The sequence below is a fragment of the Nitrosomonas marina genome (assembly GCF_900110145.1).
GTDB classification, from domain to species: Bacteria; Pseudomonadota; Gammaproteobacteria; order Burkholderiales; family Nitrosomonadaceae; genus Nitrosomonas; species Nitrosomonas marina.
Genome location: NZ_FOCP01000021.1, coordinates 23,916 through 46,744 on the forward strand (window position 1 = coordinate 23,916; position 22,829 = coordinate 46,744).

The 22,829-nt window shown below is 50.4% G+C and carries 18 protein-coding genes; 12 read left to right on the plus strand and 6 right to left on the minus strand.

The annotated features are described in order from the left end of the window. Positions 1 to 1,491, plus strand: coding sequence for a DUF4139 domain-containing protein (locus BMX44_RS12935; protein WP_090633742.1), 1,491 nt, complete (start codon positions 1 to 3; stop codon positions 1,489 to 1,491). 37 nt (positions 1,492 to 1,528) lie between these two features. Here the strand turns inward: BMX44_RS12935 and BMX44_RS12940 are convergent, their stop codons facing one another. Continuing rightward, the gene (locus tag BMX44_RS12940) at positions 1,529 to 3,382 is read right to left on the minus strand and encodes an ABC-F family ATP-binding cassette domain-containing protein (protein ID WP_090633744.1); all 1,854 of its coding nucleotides are present in this window, start codon (positions 3,380 to 3,382) and stop codon (positions 1,529 to 1,531) included. Positions 3,383 to 4,117: 735 nt separating this feature from the next. Between BMX44_RS12940 and BMX44_RS12945 the strand changes: the two genes are divergently transcribed. Both BMX44_RS12945 and BMX44_RS12950 read left to right on the plus strand, forming a co-directional pair. Then, on the plus strand, positions 4,118 to 4,855 hold the full coding sequence (locus BMX44_RS12945; RefSeq protein WP_245738932.1) for a TetR/AcrR family transcriptional regulator: 738 nt from the start codon (positions 4,118 to 4,120) through the stop codon (positions 4,853 to 4,855). A 3-nt stretch (positions 4,856 to 4,858) separates the two neighbouring features. Beyond that, positions 4,859 to 5,941: a metal-dependent hydrolase gene (locus BMX44_RS12950; protein ID WP_090633746.1), complete on the plus strand. Its 1,083-nt coding sequence runs from the start codon at positions 4,859 to 4,861 to the stop codon at positions 5,939 to 5,941. Between the two features lie 23 nt (positions 5,942 to 5,964). On the opposite strand, the gene holB is transcribed toward BMX44_RS12950, so the two are convergent. Next, positions 5,965 to 7,095, minus strand: coding sequence for a DNA polymerase III subunit delta' (gene holB / locus BMX44_RS12955; protein WP_090633748.1), 1,131 nt, complete (start codon positions 7,093 to 7,095; stop codon positions 5,965 to 5,967). Further along, positions 7,092 to 7,724 carry a dTMP kinase gene (gene tmk / locus BMX44_RS12960; RefSeq protein WP_090633750.1) on the minus strand — a complete coding sequence of 211 codons (633 nt, stop codon included), beginning with the start codon at positions 7,722 to 7,724 and terminating at the stop codon, positions 7,092 to 7,094. The genes holB and tmk overlap by 4 nt, the downstream gene beginning before the upstream one ends. An 87-nt stretch (positions 7,725 to 7,811) precedes the next feature. Here tmk and ampD point away from each other — a divergent pair, with 87 nt between their 5' ends. The 3 genes from ampD (at position 7,812) to BMX44_RS12975 (ending at position 12,209) form a co-directional block, all read left to right on the plus strand. After that, positions 7,812 to 8,363 (plus strand): 1,6-anhydro-N-acetylmuramyl-L-alanine amidase AmpD, encoded by a 552-nt coding sequence (gene ampD / locus BMX44_RS12965; RefSeq protein ID WP_090633797.1) that lies wholly within the window; start codon positions 7,812 to 7,814, stop codon positions 8,361 to 8,363. Beyond that, entirely contained in the window at positions 8,363 to 11,032 is a 2,670-nt protein-coding gene (locus BMX44_RS12970) for a tetratricopeptide repeat protein (protein ID WP_090633753.1), read from the plus strand. Before ampD ends, BMX44_RS12970 begins: the two co-directional genes overlap by 1 nt. 235 nt (positions 11,033 to 11,267) lie before the next feature. Continuing rightward, complete coding sequence (locus BMX44_RS12975) at positions 11,268 to 12,209, plus strand: hypothetical protein (RefSeq protein ID WP_090633756.1); 942 nt, start codon at positions 11,268 to 11,270, stop codon at positions 12,207 to 12,209. 78 nt (positions 12,210 to 12,287) lie between these two features. Here the strand turns inward: BMX44_RS12975 and gatB are convergent, their stop codons facing one another. From gatB to gatC, 3 genes are all read right to left on the minus strand, one after another. After that, complete coding sequence (gatB, locus tag BMX44_RS12980) at positions 12,288 to 13,730, minus strand: Asp-tRNA(Asn)/Glu-tRNA(Gln) amidotransferase subunit GatB (RefSeq protein WP_090633758.1); 1,443 nt, start codon at positions 13,728 to 13,730, stop codon at positions 12,288 to 12,290. Positions 13,731 to 13,779: 49 nt separating this feature from the next. Next, positions 13,780 to 15,231: an Asp-tRNA(Asn)/Glu-tRNA(Gln) amidotransferase subunit GatA gene (gene gatA / locus BMX44_RS12985; RefSeq protein WP_090633760.1), complete on the minus strand. Its 1,452-nt coding sequence runs from the start codon at positions 15,229 to 15,231 to the stop codon at positions 13,780 to 13,782. Positions 15,232 to 15,580: 349 nt separating this feature from the next. After that, complete coding sequence (gatC, locus tag BMX44_RS12990; protein WP_090633762.1) at positions 15,581 to 15,868, minus strand: Asp-tRNA(Asn)/Glu-tRNA(Gln) amidotransferase subunit GatC; 288 nt, start codon at positions 15,866 to 15,868, stop codon at positions 15,581 to 15,583. Positions 15,869 to 16,008: 140 nt separating this feature from the next. Between gatC and BMX44_RS12995 the strand changes: the two genes are divergently transcribed. The 6 genes from BMX44_RS12995 to BMX44_RS17450 all read left to right on the plus strand — a co-directional run bounded on the left by BMX44_RS12995 (position 16,009) and on the right by BMX44_RS17450 (position 22,626). Continuing rightward, positions 16,009 to 17,067: a rod shape-determining protein gene (locus BMX44_RS12995; RefSeq protein ID WP_090633764.1), complete on the plus strand. Its 1,059-nt coding sequence runs from the start codon at positions 16,009 to 16,011 to the stop codon at positions 17,065 to 17,067. A 118-nt stretch (positions 17,068 to 17,185) separates the two neighbouring features. Then, positions 17,186 to 18,085 carry a rod shape-determining protein MreC gene (mreC, locus tag BMX44_RS13000; protein ID WP_090633766.1) on the plus strand — a complete coding sequence of 300 codons (900 nt, stop codon included), beginning with the start codon at positions 17,186 to 17,188 and terminating at the stop codon, positions 18,083 to 18,085. Then, entirely contained in the window at positions 18,066 to 18,617 is a 552-nt protein-coding gene (gene mreD, locus BMX44_RS13005) for a rod shape-determining protein MreD (RefSeq protein ID WP_245738933.1), read from the plus strand. Before mreC ends, mreD begins: the two co-directional genes overlap by 20 nt. Continuing rightward, positions 18,614 to 20,521, plus strand: a complete 1,908-nt coding sequence (mrdA, locus tag BMX44_RS13010) for a penicillin-binding protein 2 (protein WP_090633769.1) — start codon at positions 18,614 to 18,616, stop codon at positions 20,519 to 20,521. Before mreD ends, mrdA begins: the two co-directional genes overlap by 4 nt. A gap of 9 nt (positions 20,522 to 20,530) precedes the next feature. Continuing rightward, positions 20,531 to 21,667: a rod shape-determining protein RodA gene (gene rodA, locus BMX44_RS13015; protein WP_425433717.1), complete on the plus strand. Its 1,137-nt coding sequence runs from the start codon at positions 20,531 to 20,533 to the stop codon at positions 21,665 to 21,667. Then, the gene (locus BMX44_RS17450) at positions 21,664 to 22,626 is read left to right on the plus strand and encodes a septal ring lytic transglycosylase RlpA family protein (protein ID WP_281246254.1); all 963 of its coding nucleotides are present in this window, start codon (positions 21,664 to 21,666) and stop codon (positions 22,624 to 22,626) included. The genes rodA and BMX44_RS17450 overlap by 4 nt, the downstream gene beginning before the upstream one ends. Positions 22,627 to 22,829: the final 203 nt, after the last annotated feature.

Sequence of the window (22,829 nt, forward strand, 5' to 3'; positions counted from 1 at the left end):
ATGATTATTACATTTGCCCCCTGCCAGGCTGCTTACACCATGACGCGGCTCGGTCTGCTCGCTGTAACCGCCATGACCGCTTTCAGCCTGCAAGCAGCATTTGCCTCCGCGACGACTGTCACAACCCGTGAGGACCAGACGAACATAACGCTTTCTCTGTACCAGCACGATCTTGCACTGGTTAAAGACACCCGACAGATCAAACTGCAAAACGGCATCAATAATCTGGCCTGGGAGGAGATTTCTGCCAGCATCAAACCGCAAACGGCCTGGATAAGCCATTTAACACAACCTGGTCAGTTGCATACTGTCGCGCAATACTTTGATCTGAATCCGCTGAGCCCACAGCAATTACTGGAAAGCCATACCGGCAAACAAGTCACGGTTATCCAGACAAACCAGGCTACCGGCGAGGAAAGCAGGGAGTCGGCCACGGTACTGACCACTAATGGCGGTGTCATTCTTAAATTTTCCGATCGTATAGAGACAGGCATACCCGGACGCCTGGTGTTCTCAGAAATTCCCGGAAATCTGCGCGACAAACCGGCAATGACAGTCGTATTGAACAGCCACGCAACACCACAAAAAAAACCGCAGCCATTGCGTTTAACTTACCTGAGTCATGGACTTTCGTGGCAGGCGGACTATATTTTAGAAATTGACCAACAGGACCTGAATGCCAGTTTGACCGGCATGGCAACGCTCACCAACCAGAGTGGCATTGATTATCACCAGGCCAAAATTGATTTAATCGCGGGCGATATCAATCTGGCACGACCTGCCAGCCGTCCTGTAGCAAAACAATTCACCCGTGAACTTGAGGCCATGAGCGCAACAACAGCCGGCATCGACAGCGTCCCGCATTTTGAGCTGCACCGCTATCCCCTGCCCGTCAAAACCACATTACGTAATAATCAAAGCCAGCAAATTACTTTTTTGTCCGCACGCGGTATCCCGCTTGAAAAACAGTTTATTTTGACGGGACAGAATCATTATTATTCTGGATACTATCGTCATCCCGAACAAGAACGGGCCGTCGATGTTTTTATCAATTTTCGTAACAGTGATGGCGAACTGGGCACACCGTTGCCGGCCGGCGTCATACGCACCTACAAACAGGACCAGGAAAACAATGCACATTTTGTCGGTGAAGACACAATAAACCACACACCCGGCGAAACCATGGTGCGGTTGCAGCTAGGACAGGCATTCGATATCACAGCTGACAAAAAGCAGACGGAATTCAAAAAAATTCCAACGCCTGACCCCAATACGCGGCAATTCGAAACTGCGCACCAGATTACTCTCAGCAATGCAAAAAAAGAGGCAGTCACCGTAATTGTCCGGGAACCCGTTCCGGGTGACTGGCGGATATTGTCCGAATCGCATCCACATCAAAAAATCGCTGCCGACATGGCCGAATGGCATATTAACTTGCCTGCTGACAGTACCACAACATTGACATTTCGTGTTCTGACAACATCATGGTAATTAGTTTCAGTCCCTTTTTAAGCGTGTGCCGATCTGCTTATTCTTCCAGCGCCATTTCGAGTTCCAGCCAACTTTCTTCCAGATCGGCGATTTGCTGTTCCAGCGCATCGTGCGCCACACTAAGCTGGTCAATTTCGGTCCGCGTACGCTGCGAATAAATAGCCGGATCGGCCAATTGCCGGCGCGTTTCGGCAAGCGCCTGCTGGGCGGCATCAATCGCTGCCTCCAGTTTCGACTGCTTGGCGAGCAATGTTTTTTTGTTAGGTCTTGCAGACGATTTTTGCCTTGTTTTTTCTGCTGCAGGGCGTGATTGCACCGTCTCATCGCGTCTGGCATCAATCCATTGTTTGTAATCGTCCAGATCGCCGTCAAACAACCGTACCCGGCTGTCTGCAACCAGCCACAATTCATCTGCGATCGCACGCACCAGACTACGGTCATGGGATACCAGCACAACAGCACCTGAGTATGCTTCCAAAGCCAGCGTCAATGCATCGCGCATATCCAGATCAAGATGATTGGTCGGTTCGTCGAGCAGTAGCATGTGCGGTTTTTTCCAGGCCAGCAACGCAAGCGCCAGGCGACTTTTCTCACCGCCGGAAAATGTGCCCACCACTCGGTCTTCAGTATTTCCACCCATACCGAAGCGGCCCAGAAAAGTACGCAACTCAAGTTCAGTATGCGCGGGGGCAAGACGTGCGAGATGCTGCAGCGGTGTAGCACCTGCATCCAGCAGGTCAAGCTGATGCTGCGCGAAATAACCGATGCGTAGATTCGGCGCCCATTCCACAGTGCCTGAGCCAGGTGATATATCTTTTGTCAGCAGTTTGATCAGTGTTGATTTTCCGGTGCCGTTTGGTCCCAGCAATGCAATACGCGCACCCGCTTGAAGTATCAGCTGCACGTTCTCGAACAGTGGCTTGTTTTCGGTATAGCCAAAGCTCACCTGATTGACGCGTAACAATACATCGGGGCTGCGTTCAGGCGCGTCGATCTGCAGTTCAAAATGACCGTTTTCCATGTGCACGGGAGCGATACGGGTTAACCGTTCCAGCGCCTTGATGCGGCTTTGTGCCTGCTTTGCCTTGGTCGCCTTGGCGCGAAAACGGCGCACGAAGTCCTCCATGTGTGCAATCTGCTTCTGCTGCTGCTGATACGCCTGCGCCTGTTGTTGCAGACGTTCGGCGCGGGCACGTTCGAAATCATCATAATTACCCGTATAACTGTCAATTCGCCGGTGATGAATATGTGCGATACGATTGACGCAGGTATTGAGAAACTCACGGTCGTGCGAAACTACAATCAGACTTCCGGAATAGCGCAGCAGATATTGTTCGAGCCAGAGTATTGCTTCCAGATCCAGATGGTTGGTCGGTTCATCGAGCAACAGCAGGTCGGCGCGGTGCATCAGTGCGCGCGCCAGGTTCAGACGCATGCGCCAACCGCCCGAGAACCGGTTTACCGGCTGCCTTAAAACGTCGCTTGCAAAACCAAGACCATCCAAAAGCTGCGCCGCGCGTGCCGGGGCGCCATAACCGTCAATTGCTTCAAACTGCTGCTGGGCCTCAAACCAGGCGGTATCGTGCCGCGACTGTCCCAGAATGTCTTCAAGCTGGCGCAATTCGGCATCACCATCGAGTACGAATTCCAGCGCAGGCTGTTCTGAGTCGATAATTTCCTGTTCGACAAACGCGATGGTTTTGCCTGCCTGTAAATAAATCTCACCGGTATCCGGCTTGATTGTGCCGCGAATCAGGCGAAACAGCGTAGATTTGCCGCTGCCATTGCAGCCCACTAGTCCAACGCGCTGTCCCGCGAAGATTTGCAGATGACAATCCTGCAGCAATGGCATGCCACCCTGCAAAAATGTCAGCGATTGTATCGTGAGCATGGGATCAAACGGTCATAAATTACATAGTTTAACCGTTTACGCTTATCAATAAAAACTGAATGCCGGACAATTTTCAGTGAAAGCGCACACAGATGAAAAAAATATTTTTTTCTGTCACACAAATGTCACATAAACGTAAACTTAAAACGATAAACAACAGTCATTTATCATGTTTATTTCAACAATAGGTTGAAAATTTTTACACTTGCTGACAACCAAACAGACGGTTTTTTTTATAAAAAAATGCTTGACAATTTAAAATCATCCACATTTTTTTTGGCGGTTTTTGAATTTAACGCAAACCCGCATGAACACTAGACAAAAAATTATGTCATTGATTTAAAACATAAAATAATCGTATAATAATTAATCGAATTAAAAAAAAACGTTATGTAAAGGGACGTTAAATGCAAAATGTACACGCTGTCCACAGAGTTATCCACAGCTTTTGTGGACAAACGAAAACGACTACCAGAATCCCAAATTGGTTATCAATTTTTTAATAGCGCACTACAATCATCGTCAAAACGGTTTTATCGCAGCAAAACGCTATTCAACAGCACGATAAACGGTATGCCGGTTACAGTTCTGGTACACGATAAGCGAATCGGGTTCTGTGTGCGCCTCCAAGTTCCCATGAATCACATACCAACACAGCCAAGTACATGGCAAACACATGAATTATGCTATAGTTTCAACAGGCAAGGCGTTACTCTCATCTAACGGAGACTCACCATGACTGAAGATATGAATCTGCGCGAGGCGATCGTCGATCAGGCGGTTACTATTGCGGAACGTTCGTGTTGGGAGGCTGTACGGCTGTTTGACGTGGCGGCCGAACTGAAGATTACGCTCGACGATATCCGTCCGTATTTCCGCGAAAAGGAAGATATCATCGATGCCTGGTTCGACCGCGCCGATGGTGTCATGCTCAAAGTTGCCGAACAGGATGATTTCCTGGCGCTATCATCGCGCGAGCGCCTGCATCGTCTGATCATGGCATGGCTCGACGCACTGCATGCACATCGTACGGTAACGCGTCAGATGATCGGATCCAAGCTCGAACCCGGACATATCCACATTCAGATTCCGGCAATCATGCGCATCAGCCGCACGGTGCAGTGGATGCGCGAAGCGGCACAGCGTGACGCTACTTTTTTACGCCGGGCACTTGAGGAAACCGCGCTCACCACACTGTATCTTGCAACTTTTACCCACTGGATGTTCGACGAATCTGACAACACACAGCGCACACGCACCTTTCTGGCGCAGCAACTGCAAATGGCGGAAATTCTTGACCAGGTGATACATGGCCGCCCACGGGCTGACAACAGCCACGGGAAAAACCCCGCATCAGCTCAAAAAATCAGACAGATTACATACACCGCCACAACCGGCGCCGACACCAGCCAGTCAGCGGCCGCACCACCCAGCGAGAATGCGGCGGCCGGAACGAACGCGCAACCCGAATAATTCATGGATCCACTCACACATGCGCTGAGCGGCGCATTGCTGGCCCGCGCCGCCGCGACTGACCAACAGCAGCGACAAGCGACCGGATCAACCGGGATCAGGCCGCTGCCGGTTCGTCTGCAGGTCGCAGCCGGTTTTACTGCAGCGCTATTTTCCGATGTCGATTTTGCGCTGCGTATGTTCGATACCCTGACCTACCTGAATTGGCACCAGGGTCCGACGCATTCGCTGGTACTGCTGCCAGTCTGGGCATGGTTGCTCGCGCGGCTGCTGGCCTGGCTGAGCAGTTTGACCGATTCAGATCGATTTGGCTGGCGGCAGTTTTATCTGCCCGCATGCCTGGGACTGGCCATTCACATTGCCGGCGATCTGATCACATCGTATGGCCTGATGCTGTTCGCCCCGCTTTCAACCGAACGCTACGCGCTGCCACTGGCGTTTGTGATCGACCCATGGTTCACCCTGATCATACTTACCGGTCTGGTGATTTCGTGGCGTTATCCATGCCAAAAAACAGGTGCAACGGCGGCCCTGTTCGTTCTGGCCGGATACCTGACGTTTATATTCATGCTGCGTACGCAGGCGCTCGCGATCGCAGAAAATCACGCCGATTCCCTGCCGCACACACGTATCAGCGCACTGCCGCAGCCGTTGTCGCCTTATCACTGGACCGTCATCATTGAAGAAAGCGAACGGTATCATGTCGCGCTGATTGATCTCGATCCGGGCAGCACTTCCTCGAACGAACCTGAGAACGGTTGGCTGCTGAAGAAAATTGCAGCCGCATACCGGCCGGTATCGAACATTCACTGGCGAAAACTTGAACGATTTGGCAACGAAACCGAACGAACCGAAGCGATCCGGACCGCCTGGCAGCATGCTGCATTTGAACCGTTTCGCCGGTTTGCCCGTTATCCGCTGCTCCAACGCATCGATAATTCTGACGAAATGCTGTGCTACTGGTTTTATGACATACGTTTCAAATTCCCGGAGCTACCGCCCTCGTTTCAGTTCGGATTATGCCGTGCAGACGATACTTCGAACTGGCAGATGGTTCGGCATCGGGGGCTGTTTTACATTGACTGAAATCGATTCGTGGCAGCTGCCGGCTATTCCTCAAACTCGGGCACAGTCGATCCGGCTGCAAGCAGTCGACCGTACTGAATGAAAATTTCCTCCAAAAACAGACGTTCATTAACAGGATGACGCGATAGCGACTGACGTGCATTCAAAAACTGCAGAAACGACAGGCAGGCCCTCAGATTAATCCGCTGGCACAGTGACTGAATCCGTGCCTCCAGAAAAGGATGATAGCGCACACGTTCGGCAGCATGGAATGCTGCCAGATCGTAGCACCACTTTTGCAGCCAATCGATGGTCACGGTCAGTTCCTGTTTCTGCATCGCCTCGGCCAATGTCAACGGATCGAAACGTCCATGCGTGCTGACGGCGTCAATAAACTGCCGATGCTGCTCCATCGTCTCCAACAACGGCAATGCTGCAAACGGTGAAAAACCGGACAACGCCAGCAACCTGTGTGCATCCTGCTGTTTATTCAACTGCTGCGGTTCCGTGCTTTTTTTGGCATCAGCCTGCTGCGGCCAGTGTTGCAATAACCATTGAACCGCTGCATCAATATCCGGCGCAGGCATCGCAATTTGCAGACAGCGGCTGCGAACGGTTGGCAACAAACGCTGCGACTGATGCGTAACCAGAATAAAAAGCGTGTTCTCGGGCGGCTCTTCCAGTTTTTTTAATAACGCATTTGCCGCCGGCGTATTCATCGTCTCCGCCGGATAGATCAACACAATCTTGTAACCGGCCTGATGGCCAGTGAGATAGACAAAATCGTCAAGACCGCGGATCTGATCGATACTGATCTGCTGACCGGTTCGCGGCTTCGTTTTTCGTTCGCCCGCGGTCTGCAGGCGCGTTTTAGCCGAATGGTCCTCAGTACCGGCCTTGTTGTCCAGCGCCATCGCCAGCGACATGGCATCTGGTGTGATCAGCTTGAAATTGGGATGTGTATGCTGATCAAACCAGTTGCAGCTGGCGCATTGCCCGCAGGCAATACACTGCGGGCCCGTACGAGTACATAACAGCGATTTGGCCAGCAGGCTCGCGAACCAGTATTTTCCGATTCCGCGCCTGCCTTTGAGCAGCCATGCGTGACTGCGTAGCGCTCCATGGTGCGTCAGTGTTTTCCAGATACCCTGTTGCCAGGCCGGCAGTAAATTCATAACAGATGGTCTGCAAAGAACGCTTCAATGATACCGGCCACCTCAGCCCTGACGTCGTTGACGGGCTGACGCGCGTCCAGAACGCGGATACGCTCCGGGAATTGACGTGCGCGCGCGTGATACGCATCGCGCACGCGCTGAAAGAAATCCTGCTGTTCCCGCTCAAACCGGTCTGGCGCTTTCACTGTGCTGACGCGCTGTTGCCCGATTTCGACCGGTACGTCGAAAAAAAACGTCAAATCGGGTTGCAGCTCACCCTGAACCCATTGTTCAAGCAACGCCAGCTTGTTCCAGTCAAGTCTCCTGCCACCACCCTGATAAGCAAAACTGGCATCGGTAAAACGATCGGATATCACCCAGCTGCCGTTTCGCAGCGCCGGTTCAATGACCTTGTCGACATGCTCGCGCCGGGCCGCAAACATGAGCAAGGCTTCGGTCTCCGGATGCATAATACTGGATTGATCGAGCAGCAGCGCGCGCAGCCGTTCGCCCAGCGCCGTGCCGCCCGGTTCACGGGTTACGACCACGGTTTGTCTTTTCTGCTGCAGCAATGCAGTCAGGTATTCAAGCTGGGTCGATTTACCCGCACCATCGATGCCCTCAAGGGTGATAAATTTGCCTGGTTTCATAACCGGTATTGTAGAGCATCGGCTGCGCAATCAGGTATCATTCGCTCATGCATGTTCAATCCAGGCGTGAACCATTTGAGCAAATTCATGAAAATAGACACTGACGGATGCCTTCAACAAGCTGATCGCTGCCGTTTCATTGCCTCACCCAATTACGACGAGCGCCCCGACAACGCTGAAATCACCCTGCTGGTCATCCACAGCATCAGCCTGCCGCCGGGAAAATTCGGCGGCGAAGGGGTCATTGAACTCTTTACCAACCGGCTCGATCCGGAAATACATCCGTACTATGTAGCCATCGCGGACCTGAAGGTTTCCTGCCACTTTTTCATCCACCGCAATGGTGAAATGATCCAGTTCGTCCGCTGCCGTCACCGCGCCTGGCATGCAGGACTTTCAAACTGGCGGGGAAGATCATGCTGCAACGATTTTTCCATCGGTATCGAGCTTGAAGGCAGCGACGCCACGCCGTTCACCGAAGCGCAGTACAGCACGCTGACCGCTTTGACCCGGTGTCTGCAACAGCACTATCCGATCGCAGACATAGCCGGCCACGCAGATATCGCACCCGGGCGGAAAACGGACCCCGGACCCTGTTTTGACTGGGCCCGTTACCAGGCATCATTGGAAAAACCATAATGGAACCAGACTTAATACAGCGTTGGAACCAGGTTTTTATAGGCCGCGAAGAAGAACTGCAATGGCTGCAGGACAAATGGAATCTTGCCAAAAAAGGCAGACCACAATTATGTGTTTTACGCGGCGAAAGCGGGTTTGGAAAAACCAAAATAATTCAGAAATTTTATAGCTGGTTGAGCAGCAGCAAAGGAGAAGACCCCAAGCACTACTGGCCTGACACCCTGCTGCGGGAACAAAACAATCTACGCATCAATCCGTGCCCGGAAGAATTTGGCCAAACCACGAAGATCCCTTGGCTCTGGTGGGGCATACGCTGGACCAACCCGGAATTGACCAATCGCGACGAAGCGAATTCCTGCGCGCTACTAGCCAATCTGGATCATCTGAAACCGCACGAGATAGCCCTGATCGAACATGAAAAACGGCAACGCCGTTTTACTCAGATCATCGGAGAATCATCACCTGAAATTACAGAACAGGTTTTAAACACCGCCACTGGCGGCCTGGTCGCCGCATTCAAATCGCTTTTCAAGCTCGGAAAAATCGCTCATGAAGAATATCAGGATAATACGCGACAAAATCTGACCATTGCAGAAAAACAGCAACAAATTATTGACGAACGCCTCGACACTATAATGGATTTTTTAAGCCATGTTTTATCTGTCAACGACCAGTCTGCAGAACTGCCACTTGTGTTGATACTCGATGACACGCAATGGATCGATTCACAGTCGGCACGCTTTATTGAACGATTGTTAAATAATGCAGTTCGGTATCACTGGCCGTTGCTCGTCATAGCAACCCACTGGGAACAGGAATGGAACCTGGCACAGGATCGACAGGATGTGCGACACACGTTGCCATGGTTCTATAATCGCGTCCGGGCAAACAATCCAAACACCACCAGCATACGCAATATTGATCGTCTGTCCGGACTTCGAGAAATAATTACACGCGCCCTGCCCGGTCTGACTGGCTACCAAATTGAATTTTTGCTGCACCGAGCCGACGGCAATCCGGGCTTGCTCCATGAGATCATCCTGGAACTGCTTGACGACCCATGGTATTTCCTCAACCAGGATATCACGCAGGCGCTCAATCCCACCACAGTAGAAGCAATGACGCAAAAAAGCTTTCAGTTACATGATATACAGAAGCGCCGTTTTCGTCGTCTGGATAATCAATTGCAAACTTTGCTATCTTATGCGAGTCACCAGGGCATGCGCTTTTTGAAAGACTTGTTACTTGAAATAGCCGTTCAACTTGACCAATCGTTCGACAATTCAGATTCAGATCATTTGTTATCCACTGCTATCAATCCATATGCCATACTGGCAGATTTGAGCACTGTCACTTATGAATTCCGCCATCGTGTTTTTTACGATCTGGCACAAGAACGTTTTGAACGACTGCCTCACATCAAACAATCATTGTCTGAACAACTCATTCAGACCGGAAAGCACTGGATACATCACGGCAGGACTCAATTGCTTCCTGCTGATGAGCTGTTAAGCTTTTACCAGCTGATGCTGCAACAAAAAGAATCGCTACAAAATCAACCGGATTTTCATCTGCAGTTGCTGGCCTATCTGCTTCAATCCTGCTTTCAAAGCGGTTATTATCACTATACCACTGATTATTTGTATCAATTCAAACAGCAATTGCCGCCGGACCGAATAATCGATTTTTCGGTTATCGACATCTGGACACAGTTCGACATCATCAATTTATTCAAGGAACACGGAGACTTAGAAACTGCTGAGAATTTGGCGCACGCTGTGCTGCAACAGAATTCGATTAATTCTGAACAAGATGAACCCGGCGAACAACAGCTGCGTAACGAATCTGTTTCACAAATCAAGAATGCTGATTTAATGTTATTACGCGATCAAATTGATGCAGCTGCCATTCTATTTGAGGCTTCACTTAAAACCTGTAAACTCATTCTCAACACCTACGGGCAAAGCGAACAGCGATTGCGCGATGTATCTATCTCTCAGGACAGAGTCGCCGATGTGCTGCTCAAGCGCGATGACGTCGATCAGGCTTTGACGCTCTATCAGGATTCGCTCAAAACAAGTGAACTCATTCTCAACACCTACGGGCAAAGCGAACAGCGGTTGCGCGATGTATTTATCTCTCAGAATAAAATCGCCGATGTGCTGCTCAAGCGCGATGACGTCGATCAGGCTTTGACGCTCTATCAGGATTCGCTCAAAACAAGTGAACTCATTCTCAACACCTACGGGCAAAGCGAACAGCGGTTGCGCGATGTATTTATCTCTCAGAATAAAATCGCCGATGTGCTGCTCAAGCGCGATGACGTCGATCAGGCTTTGACGCTCTATCAGGATTCGCTCAAAACAAGTGAACTCATTCTCAACACCTACGGGCAAAGCGAACAGCGGTTGCGCGATGTAGCGCTATCCTGTTTGAGAGTTGCCTGTTGTTTTTCCGAACGTAAACAATGGCACTGGCTGCAACAGGCATTAAGTCATAATGAAATACGGCTGCAAACCTACCCGCAATACGCGCACGCGATCATGAATGAACATGAATTGCTGCTGGAATTTGCCTTTGCAAGCATTAAATCCGTCAACGACGCTTCTTTAAACGCGCAATTATCGGCATTTCAAGAACGATATGCGGTTTTTAAGGAAAACAGATAACCTGCAAACTTCCTCGATCAGTCTGGATAAATTCTGTCTGCAGTGCAGCTCAAAAGCATATAACAATGTTTCACCGCGTGCCGCATGATAATCCGGCAACCAGTTTCTTATTGCCGTAAAGCTTATAACCGGGCAGAATAAACAGGATCAGTGACATGCACTGTTATCGGCAGTGTATTGTTTCAGTCCTGCCATTAATGGCTTAGCGTGTTTACAATAACAAAGGAGTTTTTTCATGGCGAATTCGAGTAATGCGCTCTGGATCGGCGGTATTGTGATCGTCGCCGCTTTAACCGTGGTTGAGCTGATGTCGACCCGGGAAAATGGCGATGCCACTGAAACTGCCGGCAGCGCAGCGCCTGCCGGTACGCCGGCGCCCAATTCAGTGCAGCAGGACGCCGGTCAAATTACAGCGGGCACCATCGGCACACCTGACCCAATTGGCGTACCTGACACAAAAGATACAACGATCGTTCCAGGCACCGATGCACCCGGCGCAGAATTTGGCGCCGACTCCGAATTCGCATCCAATCTGATTATAGACCTGGACAATCCACAGACGAATGTCGAGGCCATCACAAAAGATCTGCTGCACACACCCGAGGCAGACACAACTGAATCGGACACCAGCATGGCGGGCAACGATACGCCTGTCGACACGTCAACTGACGCAGCAGTCGATTTTGATACGGCTGGCGATGGGACCAGGGCAGCGAATTCAGATTCAGTCGCACCTGCACCGGCAGCATCCGCTTTATCCGGTTCGAACGATAACGAAACCCAACCAGAGCAGACAGCATCTCCTGTTCCTTCCGCCGGTACTGCTGATGCACTGGCACCGGCTCAATCCGCCGAACCTGCGCAAGCCGGAACCGGCTCCACACACACGACGATCGCGCAGCATTTGGCCGCTGCCGAAGCTGCGCTTAAGGACTTGCGCATGACCACCCCACCAGGCGACAACGCTTACGAGCATTACCAGGCGGTACTGGCTGTCGAGCCCGATAACGCCGAAGCGCGCGCCGGCATCCAGAAAATGGTCGACATGTATATTTACTTTGCGGAAAAAGCGATTACCGACGGCGAGGAAAATACCGCCCGGGTCTATCTGCAACGCGCCGAAAAACTCTCGCCGGGTTCACCCCGGTTGAAAAATCTGCATAACGAACTGGATTGACAGACGAGCCATAGACAACAGCGCTGGGGACGTACGCGACAATCTGTCCCCATGACACCCTGTTCAATGGGGCGGCAGTTACTGGCCGGACAGTTTTTTCCTGAGTATGGTGTTCACCTGCGCCGGGTTCGCTTTTCCCCGGGTCGCTTTCATTACCTGACCGACCAGTGCGTTAAAGGCTTTTTCCTTGCCACTGCGAAAATCGGCTACCAGGTGGGCGTTTGCCGCAAGTACATCATCAACCTGCTGCTCGATTGCGCTGTCGTCCGAAATCTGCTTCAGCCCTTTCGCTTCGATAATGACATCAACCTGCCGATCCATTTCACCCTGCCACAAACTGTCAAAAACAGTTTTTGCAGCTTTGCCGGAAACCGTGCCGTCTTCGATACGTGACAGCAGCGCCGCCAGTGTTTCCGGCGCAACCGGGCACGACGCCACATCCATGTCCGCCTTGTTCAGACGCGCGCTGATCTCGCCCATGATCCAGTTGGCACACAACTTGGCCTGCGCAGGTAGCCGTTGTATTGTTGCTTCAAAATAATCGGACAGTTCCCGCGAACCGGTCAGTACCGAGGCATCATACGCCGACAAGCCAAATTCGGTCACATAGCGCTCACGTCTTGCCTGTGGCAATTCCGGCAACGTCTCCCGCAACTGGTCAACCCAGTCGGGCGAGATTTCCACCGGCAGCAGATCCGGATCGGGAAAGTAGCGATAATCGTTGGCGTCCTCTTTGCTGCGCATGGTGCGCGTTTCGCCTTTATTGGCGTCATAAAGCCGCGTTTCCTGCCGCACGCTGCCTCCATCCTCGAGAATATCGATCTGGCGTTCCGCCTCAAATTCGATCGCTTTCTCCAGAAAGCGAAACGAATTCAGGTTTTTGATTTCGCAGCGTGTGCCGTATGTGGCACTGCCACGCGGGCGTACAGACACATTGGCATCACAGCGGAACGAACCCTCCTGCATATTACCGTCGCAAATGCCAATCCAGCGCACCAGCGAATGCAGTGATTTCGCGTAGGCAACGGCTTCTGCGCTGCTGCGCATGTCCGGTTCGGAAACGATTTCGAGCAACGGCGTACCCGCCCGGTTTAGATCGATACCGCTCATGCCGTGAAAATCTTCGTGCAGTGATTTGCCCGCATCTTCTTCGAGATGTGCGCGCGTCAACCGGATGGTTTTTTCTGCTTCTTCCGTCTGAATGCGGATATTGCCGCCTTCTACAATTGGCAGCTCATACTGGCTGATTTGATAGCCTTTGGGCAAATCGGGATAAAAGTAATTTTTTCGTGCGAAAATCGACGGCGAATTAATTGTTGCGCCGATTGCCAGACCGAATTTGACCGCGCGCTCAACAGCGCCTCGATTCAATACCGGCAATACGCCAGGCATCGCCAGATCGACTATGCTGGCCTGTGTGTTGGGCATCGCGCCATAAGCAGTCGATGCACCCGAGAAAATCTTGGATTGTGTAGACAGTTGCGCATGAATCTCAAGACCGATGACAATTTCCCACTGCATGTTTGATATTCCAGTTCGATGAGATTGATAAAGATAGAATGATGCTGAGTTATAAATCAGGCATTTTAAGATGCCAGTCCGTTGCCCGCTGATACTGGTGTGCCACGTTAAGCATTCGGCTCTCGGTGAAATAATTACCGATGATATGCAGCCCGATCGGTCTGTTCTTTTCCCCGAACCCAACCGGAATCGACATGCCTGGCAGTCCCGCAAGGCTTGCTGCACTGGTATAAATATCCGACAGGTACATCTGCACCGGATCGCTGCTTTTTTCACCTATATCAAAAGCCACCGACGGCGCTGTCGGGCCCATGATGACATCGCACTGAGCGAATGCGTGCTCGAAGTCCTGCGCTATAAGGCGGCGTACCTTCTGTGCCTGGATGTAATAGGCGTCATAGTAGCCGTGCGAGAGTACATACGTGCCGATCAGGATGCGGCGCTTAACTTCTGCACCAAAGCCCTCCGCACGGGTTTTGCGGTACATGTCTGCCAGATCCTGATAGGATTCGGCGCGATAGCCATAACGTACACCATCAAAACGCGACAGGTTGCTGGAAGCCTCGGCAGGTGCAAGCACATAATATACCGGTATCGATAATGGCGAATTCGGCAGCGAAACCTCCAGTGTCTCCGCGCCGAGCCTGCGGTACTCGTCAATAGCGCTTTCGATCGCCCGCGACACATCGCCATGCATGCCTTCGGCGAAATATTCTTTGGGCAGGCCGATACGCAAACCGGACAAGGGATTTTCCAGATCGCGCGTATAATCTTCCGCATCGCGTTGCAGGCTGGTTGAATCACGCGCGTCAAAACCGCTCATGACATTGAGCATTAACGCCAGATCCTCAGCAGACCTGGCCATCGGACCACCCTGGTCCAGACTCGACGCAAATGCGATCATACCGTAACGCGAAACCGTGCCATATGTTGGCTTGATTCCGGAAATACCGCAGAATGCCGCTGGCTGCCGAATCGAACCGCCGGTGTCTGTGCCCGTTGCCGCCGGCGCCATGCGCGCCGCAACCGCGCAGGCCGAACCGCCCGAACTGCCGCCCGGAACTGCACCAATGTCCCAGGGGTTTCTCACCGGGCCGTAATACGAGTTTTCATTACTCGAGCCCATGGCAAATTCGTCCATATTGGTCTTGCCGATATTCACTGCACCGGCCGCATTGAAGCGTTCAATAACGCCGGCATCATAAGGCGAAACAAAATTCGACAGCATTCTGGAACCGCATGTTGTTAACCAGCCTCGAGTACAGAAAATATCTTTCTGCGCCACTGGAATCCCCGTCAATGGGCCTGCATCGCCGGACGCAATTTTCTGGTCTGCAGCATGTGCCTGCTGCAGCGATTTATCAGCATCCACGGTTATAAATGCATTGTATTCCGGATTGAGCCGTTGAATTCGTTCAAGATATTCTGTGGTCAGTTCCACGCTGGATACTTGTTTATCCGCAAGCCGCCTGGAAAGTTGCTTAAGACTGTCATTTAACATGTTATTATTGATGAAAAATTCAAAAAGCTTGAGTGGGTTAAAGGCTATTGAGTGATATCGGGTTATCCTAACCGGATTGTCATTTGTCTGTGATTTGTAATTTTGTGCCGGGATGTATTAAAGCATTGTCGAGCGTTCATCCGCGTTAAATCCGATACTGCCGGATTATAATTCAACAAACCATGAAAGTCCGCCGGCATGATGTTACGCTCCTATCATCTCGGTGCTGCATCAATGCAGTCATGACCGGAAAGTTGTATAAATCTTGAAATTTATGAATGTCACATACACGCTCCGCCAGGTAACAGAAACGGTCGCTGTTCGAGGACAAAAGGCGAAAAAGGCGAATTTACTCAATCACTTTGGGTACCAGATACAGGCCTTCCTCGACCTGCGGCGCGATCGACTGATACAATGCACGCTGATCGGAATCACTTATCCGGTCTTCGCGCAGACGCTGCACGACATCCTGCGCGTGGGACATCGGTGTCACACCGGATGTATCGACCGCCTGCATCGTTTCAATCAATTTAAAAATATCAGACAACTGAATCAGTGCGGCTTCCGTTTCATCTTCGCTGATCTTAATGTAGGCAAGGTCAGCAACTTGTTTTACATCGTCAATCGATAAAGTCATATAACGTGAGAATCTTATATTTAAGGGAGTAATAGGGTATCATGACGCCGTTTGTTTGGCGTACCAATTTTTACTCATTTTCTACGATCTACTAATGATGATATGTCCTCTACCTTTCACTAAAAACGGATATTGCCACCATGTTTAATTTTCTCAGCAACAATTTATTAGGCAGCTATTTTTCAACCGATATGGCAATCGATCTGGGCACGGCCAATACACTGATTTATGTTCGCGGTCAGGGTGTTGTGCTTGACGAGCCATCCGTGGTGGCGATTCGCGAGGAAAGTGGCACAAACGGAAAGAAAATGATTCAACAGGTTGGCCTGGCGGCAAAGCAGATGCTTGGTCGCACACCCGGCAATATCACGGCCATTCGACCCATGAAAGACGGCGTTATCGCCGACTTCACAGTCACCGAACAGATGCTCAAAATGTTTATCCGTAAAGTGAATCCTCCCCGGCTTTTTTCCGCCAATCCGCGCATCGTCATTTGTGTACCCTATGGTTCAACACAGGTAGAGCGGCGCGCAATTCGAGAGGCCGCATATGGTGCAGGAGCGCGCAAGGTAGAATTAATCGAAGAACCCATGGCAGCAGCCCTGGGTGCCGATTTGCCTGTGGAATCACCGACGGGATCCATGGTAGTTGACATTGGCGGGGGCACCACCGAAGTCGGCATTATTTCGCTGGGCGGCATTGTATATTCAAATTCGGTGCGTGTAGGCGGCGACAAATTCGATGAAGCGATCATCAATTATATACGCCGCAACTACGGCATGCTGATCGGCGAGGTAACAGCCGAATTTATCAAAAAGGAAATCGGCTCGGCATTTCCGGGATCAGAAGTACGTGAAATCGAGGTCAAAGGGCGTAACCTTGCCGAAGGCATTCCACGTAGCTTCACCATTTCAAGCAATGAAATTCTGGAAGCGTTGAACGAGCCGCTCAACAGCATTGCAAGTGCTGTGAAAACGGCGCTGGAACACACGCCACCCGAGCTGGGGGCCGATATCGCCGAAAAAGGTATGGTAATGACCGGGGGGGGTGCCCTGCTTCGCGATATTGACCGACTGCTGATGGAAGAAACCGGCTTGTCTGTTATAGTTGCCGACGACCCGTTATCATGTGTAGCGCGCGGCGCCGGCATTGCACTGGAAAACATGGATCAATCCATCGGCATCTTTGCCAGCGATTGACATACGGCACCAATTGTATTGATAACCTATTCGCTGAACAGGCAGCTCAAATTTGTTGAACGTTTGTAACTGTCCAGTTAGCATTTGAATTTATTATAAATTTTGCACGACTGAATAAATGGATTCAACGCCTCAGTTTTTCAGGCATGGACCCGGCCCGCTTGCGCGTTTACTTTTATTTGTACTGTTATCCTGTCTGCTCATGGTCGAGGACCTGCGCTTCAAAGTCATACCGGAATTGCGCCAGGCGATCGCGATGATCATTTATCCTATACAGCAAGTAGCGCTTTTACCTTCCGAAGTGCATGGCACGGTGATGGATTTTATTAACAGTTTTCATATCATTGAAGAGAATACTTATCTCAGGGAACATTACCTGCGCAACAGTGAAAAACTGTTACGCTTAAAAGCACTGGAAGCTGAAAATACGCACTTGCGCAAACTGCTTGGCGCCGTTAATACCATCCATGCAAAAACAACAGCCAAGGCAGTAATGGCGGAGATTCTCTATACTCCGCGCGATCCATTCAGCCACAAAATCACGGTCAATAAAGGCCGTCAACATGGAATTCAGCCGGGTCAGATTGTTATCGATTACAAGGGCATCATCGGGCAGATCACGCGTGTATACCCTTTAGTATCCGAAGTCACGCTGATTACAGACAAAGATCATTCAGTACCGATACAGATCGTCCGTAACAATATTCGGACTGTCATTTCGGGAACCGGGAAAAACAATGAAATCGAGCTACGCTATCTGTCGGTAAATACCGATATCCGCGAAGGTGACCTGCTCGCAACTTCAGGTATCGGCGGCGTTTATCCACGCGGATTGCCTGTTGCTGTTGTTACAGGAATCAAACGGCATCCATCGGATAATTTTGCGCAGATTACCGGCACGCCGGTCGCGGGCGTCGATCGTAACCGGCAGGTACTGATTTTATCACTGTCTCCAGCCTTACCGACTTCGCCAGAAAATCTTGCTGAGGAATCCAGCGTTGAGTCTGAAAATAATTGATGAATCCAAAATTAATCCTAAAAAGTATATCAGTAAGGATATGCTTGCTCCTGCAAATTCATGGTATGTGATTGTCAGCCTTGTTGCAGCATTGATCCTGAATTTTGTGCCACTGCAGTCATTTGCGCTGGCCATGCGTCCTGATTTTACCGCGCTGGTTATTCTATACTGGGCTATCAATCAACCACAACGACTGGGCATGAGCCTTGCGTTCTGTACCGGTTTGATGATGGATGTGCATCACGCCTCGGTTTTGGGGCATCACGCACTGGTCTATTGTGTTATCGTATATATTGCTTCAGTTTTTCGCCGTCGTATCAATGTGTTCAGCCTTGTTCAGCAGATCCCCCAGATTTGTGTGATCCTTCTGGTTATGCAAAGCATACTTATCGTTATCGAATTGCTCGGCGGCGCCAATCTGCCAGGCTGGCATTATTATCTGAAATCTTTGAGCGGTGCGATTGTCTGGCCTATTGTAGCATTTCTACTGAGTTATCCGTTGAAGCACAGGTCTAACCCCGATGCATTATGAGATCCATTGTTGAACTTCGAAATCATCCGCTTGAACTGTACAAATTCCGTAAACGCCTGACCATATGCGCTGGCTTCGTTCTGCTGCTGTTTCTGACACTTTTTACCCGTTTTTTTTATTTGCAAGTCACGCAGGGTGAACACTACCATACACTGGCGGAAGCAAACCGCATCTCCATTGCACCGCTGGTACCAAACCGGGGGTTAATCCTTGATCGCAACGGTAAAATTCTGGCGCAGAACTATTCAACCTATACGCTCGAATTAACTCCCAATAAAATTCCGGATCTCGATGCTACTCTGAAAGAACTGGCCAACTATGTCGAAATCACTCCCAGCGATCTGGAACAGTTCAGAAAACTGTTGCGTGAAAATAAACGCTTTAAGAGTTTGCCTATCCGGAGCCGGCTGACCGATGAAGAAGTCGCCCGTTTCGCAGCTAACCGCTATCGGTTCCCCGGTGTGGAAATTCAAGCCCGCATTTTGCGCTACTATCCTTACGGTGAACTGGCTGCGCATGTTGTCGGCTATATCAGTCGCATCAGCGATAAAGACCTTGAACAGCTTGAAGCATCCGGTGAGCTTGATAATTACAGGGGTTCGCATTTTATTGGCCGCATTGGCATCGAGCAGAGCTATGAGCAGGAACTGCATGGCATCACCGGTTTCGATGAAGTGGAAACCGACGCGGCCGGCCGGTCGATCCGGGTATTATCGCGTACTCCGCCAATTTCAGGAAACAATCTGGTTCTCTCGCTGGATATCGATTTACAGCAGGTCGCTAATGACGCCTTTGGCGACCGGCGCGGCGCTCTGGTTGCTATCGACCCGACTAACGGCGAGGTACTGGCATTCGTCAGCAAGCCGGGATTTGACGCCAATTTGTTTGTTGGCGGCATTGATCATAAGAACTGGAAGCAGTTGAACGAATCAATTGACAGACCATTAAATAACAGAGCGTTACGTGGTGTTTATCCACCCGGTTCCACATTCAAGCCGTTTATGGCGCTTGCTGCACTTGAACTTGGATTACGTTCGCCCTGGTATACCATCAGTGATATCGGCTATTTCAGTCTGCCCGGCACGGAACGCCGTTATCGCGACTGGAAAGTCGGCGGGCACGGCAGGGTCGATCTGCATAAATCACTGGTCGTTTCCTGTGATACTTATTATTACGGTCTCGCGCATGACATGGGCATAGACCGTATACACAATTATATAAAACAGTTCGGGCTTGGTGAAAAAACCGGTATAGACATCAACGGCGAGGTCGATGGTCTGCTGCCCTCGCGAGAATGGAAAATGCGCAGACATAATCAACGGTGGTACGCTGGTGATACAATTTCAGTCGGCATTGGTCAGGGTTATGTACTTGCCACACCACTACAACTGGCTTTTTCGACCGGGATCATAGCCAACAGGGGTAAAGCCTTCCAGCCACATTTTGTCAAACAGGTCACAAACAGCCAGACAGGGGTTACGCGCGAGCTGCCTAAAAACCTGTTGTATACTGTCGATCACGAAACACAGAATATGGAACTGGTTCATCGAGCGTTAGTTGATGTCACCAAACCCGGCGGCACCGCCGCCAGCGCGGCTGCCGGTGCACGATACACATTTGCAGGCAAAACCGGTACTTCCCAGGTAATCGGTATCAAGCAGAACGAGCGTTATAAGGAAGAACTTGTCGCAGAACGCCACCGTGATCATGCCATGTTCGTCGCTTATGCTCCCGCCGACAACCCGAAAATTGCCTTGTCAGTGCTCGTCGAAAATGGCGGCAGCGGCGGTTCAACCGCAGCTCCGGTAGCGCGTCAGGTCTTGGATTATTTTCTGCTTGGTATACTACCGGAATCAAAAACAGCAGACCCTGTTGCAGCTTCGGAGCATACGCACCCGCACTAATCTTATCTTATGTCCAGTTTATCCGATTCAAAACTAAAAATGCCGCTGGTTGGCATCAGAAAGCTCTGGCATTATCTGACGCGCTATATTGACAGTTTTCTGTTGACAGGAATATTACTCCTGATGGTCGTTGGTCTGATTACGCTTTACAGCGCTACTGGCGGCGACATCAACAGAGTCATCAAGCAGGCAGTTCACATGTTTATCGCACTGAGCATCATGTGGCTGGTCGCCAATATCCCACTGCAGCAAATCATGCGGCTCGCACTTCCCTTGTACGTGCTCGGATTCGTTCTGCTGATCGGGGTCGCACTCTTTGGCGAAATCAATAATGGCGCGCGCCGATGGCTAAATATTGGTATAACACGGATCCAACCCTCTGAAATCATGAAAATTGCTGTACCGTTAATGATGGCATGGTATTTTGATAAACACGAAATAACATTACGCCTGAGAGAGTATCTGGGCGCCGCGATCATTCTGCTACTGCCGGTCCTGCTGATATTGCGCCAGCCTGACCTGGGGACAGCGCTATTGATCGCAGCCAGCGGCTTTTATGTACTTTTTCTGGCCGGGTTGTCATGGCGCATTATAGGTGGCCTGATTGTTGCTGCAGCAGGCAGCGTACCCGTACTCTGGTCATTCATGCACGATTATCAGCGCCAGCGTGTATTAACATTGATTGACCCCTCTCAGGACGCCCTGGGTGCCGGTTATCATACCATACAGTCGTCAATTGCCATTGGCTCCGGAGGTATCGTCGGCAAAGGCTGGCAAAACGGCACCCAGACTCAACTGGACTTTTTGCCGGAGCAAAGCACTGATTTTATTTTTGCTGTATTTTCAGAAGAATTTGGCCTAATTGGCAATTCTCTATTATTATTACTGTATTTAATAGTCATAGGGCGTTGCATGGTAATCACTGCAAATGCATCGACACAGTTTACACGGCTGATTGCCGGTTCAATCACACTGACATTCTGCACGTATATATTTGTCAATATGGGCATGGTCAGTGGTATCTTACCTGTTGTCGGTGTTCCACTGCCCCTTATCAGTTATGGCGGCACATCCCTGGTAACCATGTTACTCGGTTTCGGTATTTTAATGAGTATTCAAACACATCCTAAACTCGTAAAAACATGATGAGCAAAATACACTTTCAGAAAATTTTTACACAATTAATACGCTTACGATTTCCCTCCTTTTCAACGCTGTTTGTAAAAATAATCGTACCTGCAGTTTTATTATCTATCTCTGGCTGCGCAAGTACGTCCCAATATAATGCAAATAACGACGGCGACATATCGGACACAAGCCCAGTCCAGCAACACACCGCCAAGCAGAGCGAAGGCGGCGGCTATTACCTTGATGACGGGCCGGGAGACAATCCACCCGACGATCTGCATCTGATACCGAATGCCATACCCAAACTGGAACCACTGCGTGAAGCGAATATGCGACCCTACGAAGTCATGGGACAGACATTCGAGCCGATGACGACGCTCGAGGAATATAACGCTCAAGGCACGGCTTCATGGTATGGACGGCGATATCACGGCAATCAGACTGCATCGGGTGAAGTTTACGATATGTATGCAATGACTGCAGCGCACCCGACATTACCACTGCCAAGTTATGCGCGTGTTACCAACGTTGAGAACGGAAAAACAGTGATTGTAAGGGTCAACGATCGCGGCCCGTTTTTATCCGAACGTTTGATAGATCTCTCATATACAGCAGCCTACAAACTCGATATTATTGAAAACGGGAGTGGCGAAGTGATTGTTGAATCCATACTGCCCAAAGAAATCAAACAGCTTGCTTCAACGGATACCCAGTCAAACCGTTCCAGTGAAAAATCAGGAAGCGAGACCGGCGCTTATCTTCAGCTCGGCGCATTCGGCAATGCAGACAATGCGCAAACCTACCTGTCCCATATCCAGACCCGTATTCCCTGGCTGCGCAAGGTAACCGGCATTACCAAGCAAAACGGTTTGTTCAAAGTTCATGCGGGGCCCTATGCCAGTCATGTACTGGCACGACAAGCCGCGAATACAATCACTCAGCGGCTGGCCATCAGGCCACTGATTGTTGTTGACTGACTTTATCAACAACGTATTTAACTGCAACCAAATGGTTTATCTACCGCAAAAAAATCCCTACCTTTCAGTAGGGATCAAAGGGCCTCGTCATAAAACCATTAACTAAACTCAAATGACGTCAACTAATCGGTATCATCAACACGCCGTCAATATTACTCTACCTGTCCATTGATTCAAAAGATTAGGCATCACGTGGAATACAC

Excerpts from the sequence above, each read along its gene's own strand:
- BMX44_RS12935 (WP_090633742.1), top strand. The coding sequence starts at position 1 with ATGATTATTACATTTGCCCCCTGCCAGGCTGCTTACACCATGACGCGG.
- BMX44_RS12940 (WP_090633744.1), bottom strand. The coding sequence starts at position 3,382 with ATGCTCACGATACAATCGCTGACATTTTTGCAGGGTGGCATGCCATTG.
- BMX44_RS12945 (WP_245738932.1), top strand. The coding sequence starts at position 4,118 with ATGACTGAAGATATGAATCTGCGCGAGGCGATCGTCGATCAGGCGGTT.
- BMX44_RS12950 (WP_090633746.1), top strand. The coding sequence starts at position 4,859 with ATGGATCCACTCACACATGCGCTGAGCGGCGCATTGCTGGCCCGCGCC.
- holB (WP_090633748.1), bottom strand. The coding sequence starts at position 7,095 with ATGAATTTACTGCCGGCCTGGCAACAGGGTATCTGGAAAACACTGACG.
- tmk (WP_090633750.1), bottom strand. The coding sequence starts at position 7,724 with ATGAAACCAGGCAAATTTATCACCCTTGAGGGCATCGATGGTGCGGGT.
- ampD (WP_090633797.1), top strand. The coding sequence starts at position 7,812 with ATGAAAATAGACACTGACGGATGCCTTCAACAAGCTGATCGCTGCCGT.
- BMX44_RS12970 (WP_090633753.1), top strand. The coding sequence starts at position 8,363 with ATGGAACCAGACTTAATACAGCGTTGGAACCAGGTTTTTATAGGCCGC.
- BMX44_RS12975 (WP_090633756.1), top strand. The coding sequence starts at position 11,268 with ATGGCGAATTCGAGTAATGCGCTCTGGATCGGCGGTATTGTGATCGTC.
- gatB (WP_090633758.1), bottom strand. The coding sequence starts at position 13,730 with ATGCAGTGGGAAATTGTCATCGGTCTTGAGATTCATGCGCAACTGTCT.
- gatA (WP_090633760.1), bottom strand. The coding sequence starts at position 15,231 with ATGTTAAATGACAGTCTTAAGCAACTTTCCAGGCGGCTTGCGGATAAA.
- gatC (WP_090633762.1), bottom strand. The coding sequence starts at position 15,868 with ATGACTTTATCGATTGACGATGTAAAACAAGTTGCTGACCTTGCCTAC.
- BMX44_RS12995 (WP_090633764.1), top strand. The coding sequence starts at position 16,009 with ATGTTTAATTTTCTCAGCAACAATTTATTAGGCAGCTATTTTTCAACC.
- mreC (WP_090633766.1), top strand. The coding sequence starts at position 17,186 with ATGGATTCAACGCCTCAGTTTTTCAGGCATGGACCCGGCCCGCTTGCG.
- mrdA (WP_090633769.1), top strand. The coding sequence starts at position 18,614 with ATGAGATCCATTGTTGAACTTCGAAATCATCCGCTTGAACTGTACAAA.
- rodA (WP_425433717.1), top strand. The coding sequence starts at position 20,531 with ATGTCCAGTTTATCCGATTCAAAACTAAAAATGCCGCTGGTTGGCATC.
- BMX44_RS17450 (WP_281246254.1), top strand. The coding sequence starts at position 21,664 with ATGATGAGCAAAATACACTTTCAGAAAATTTTTACACAATTAATACGC.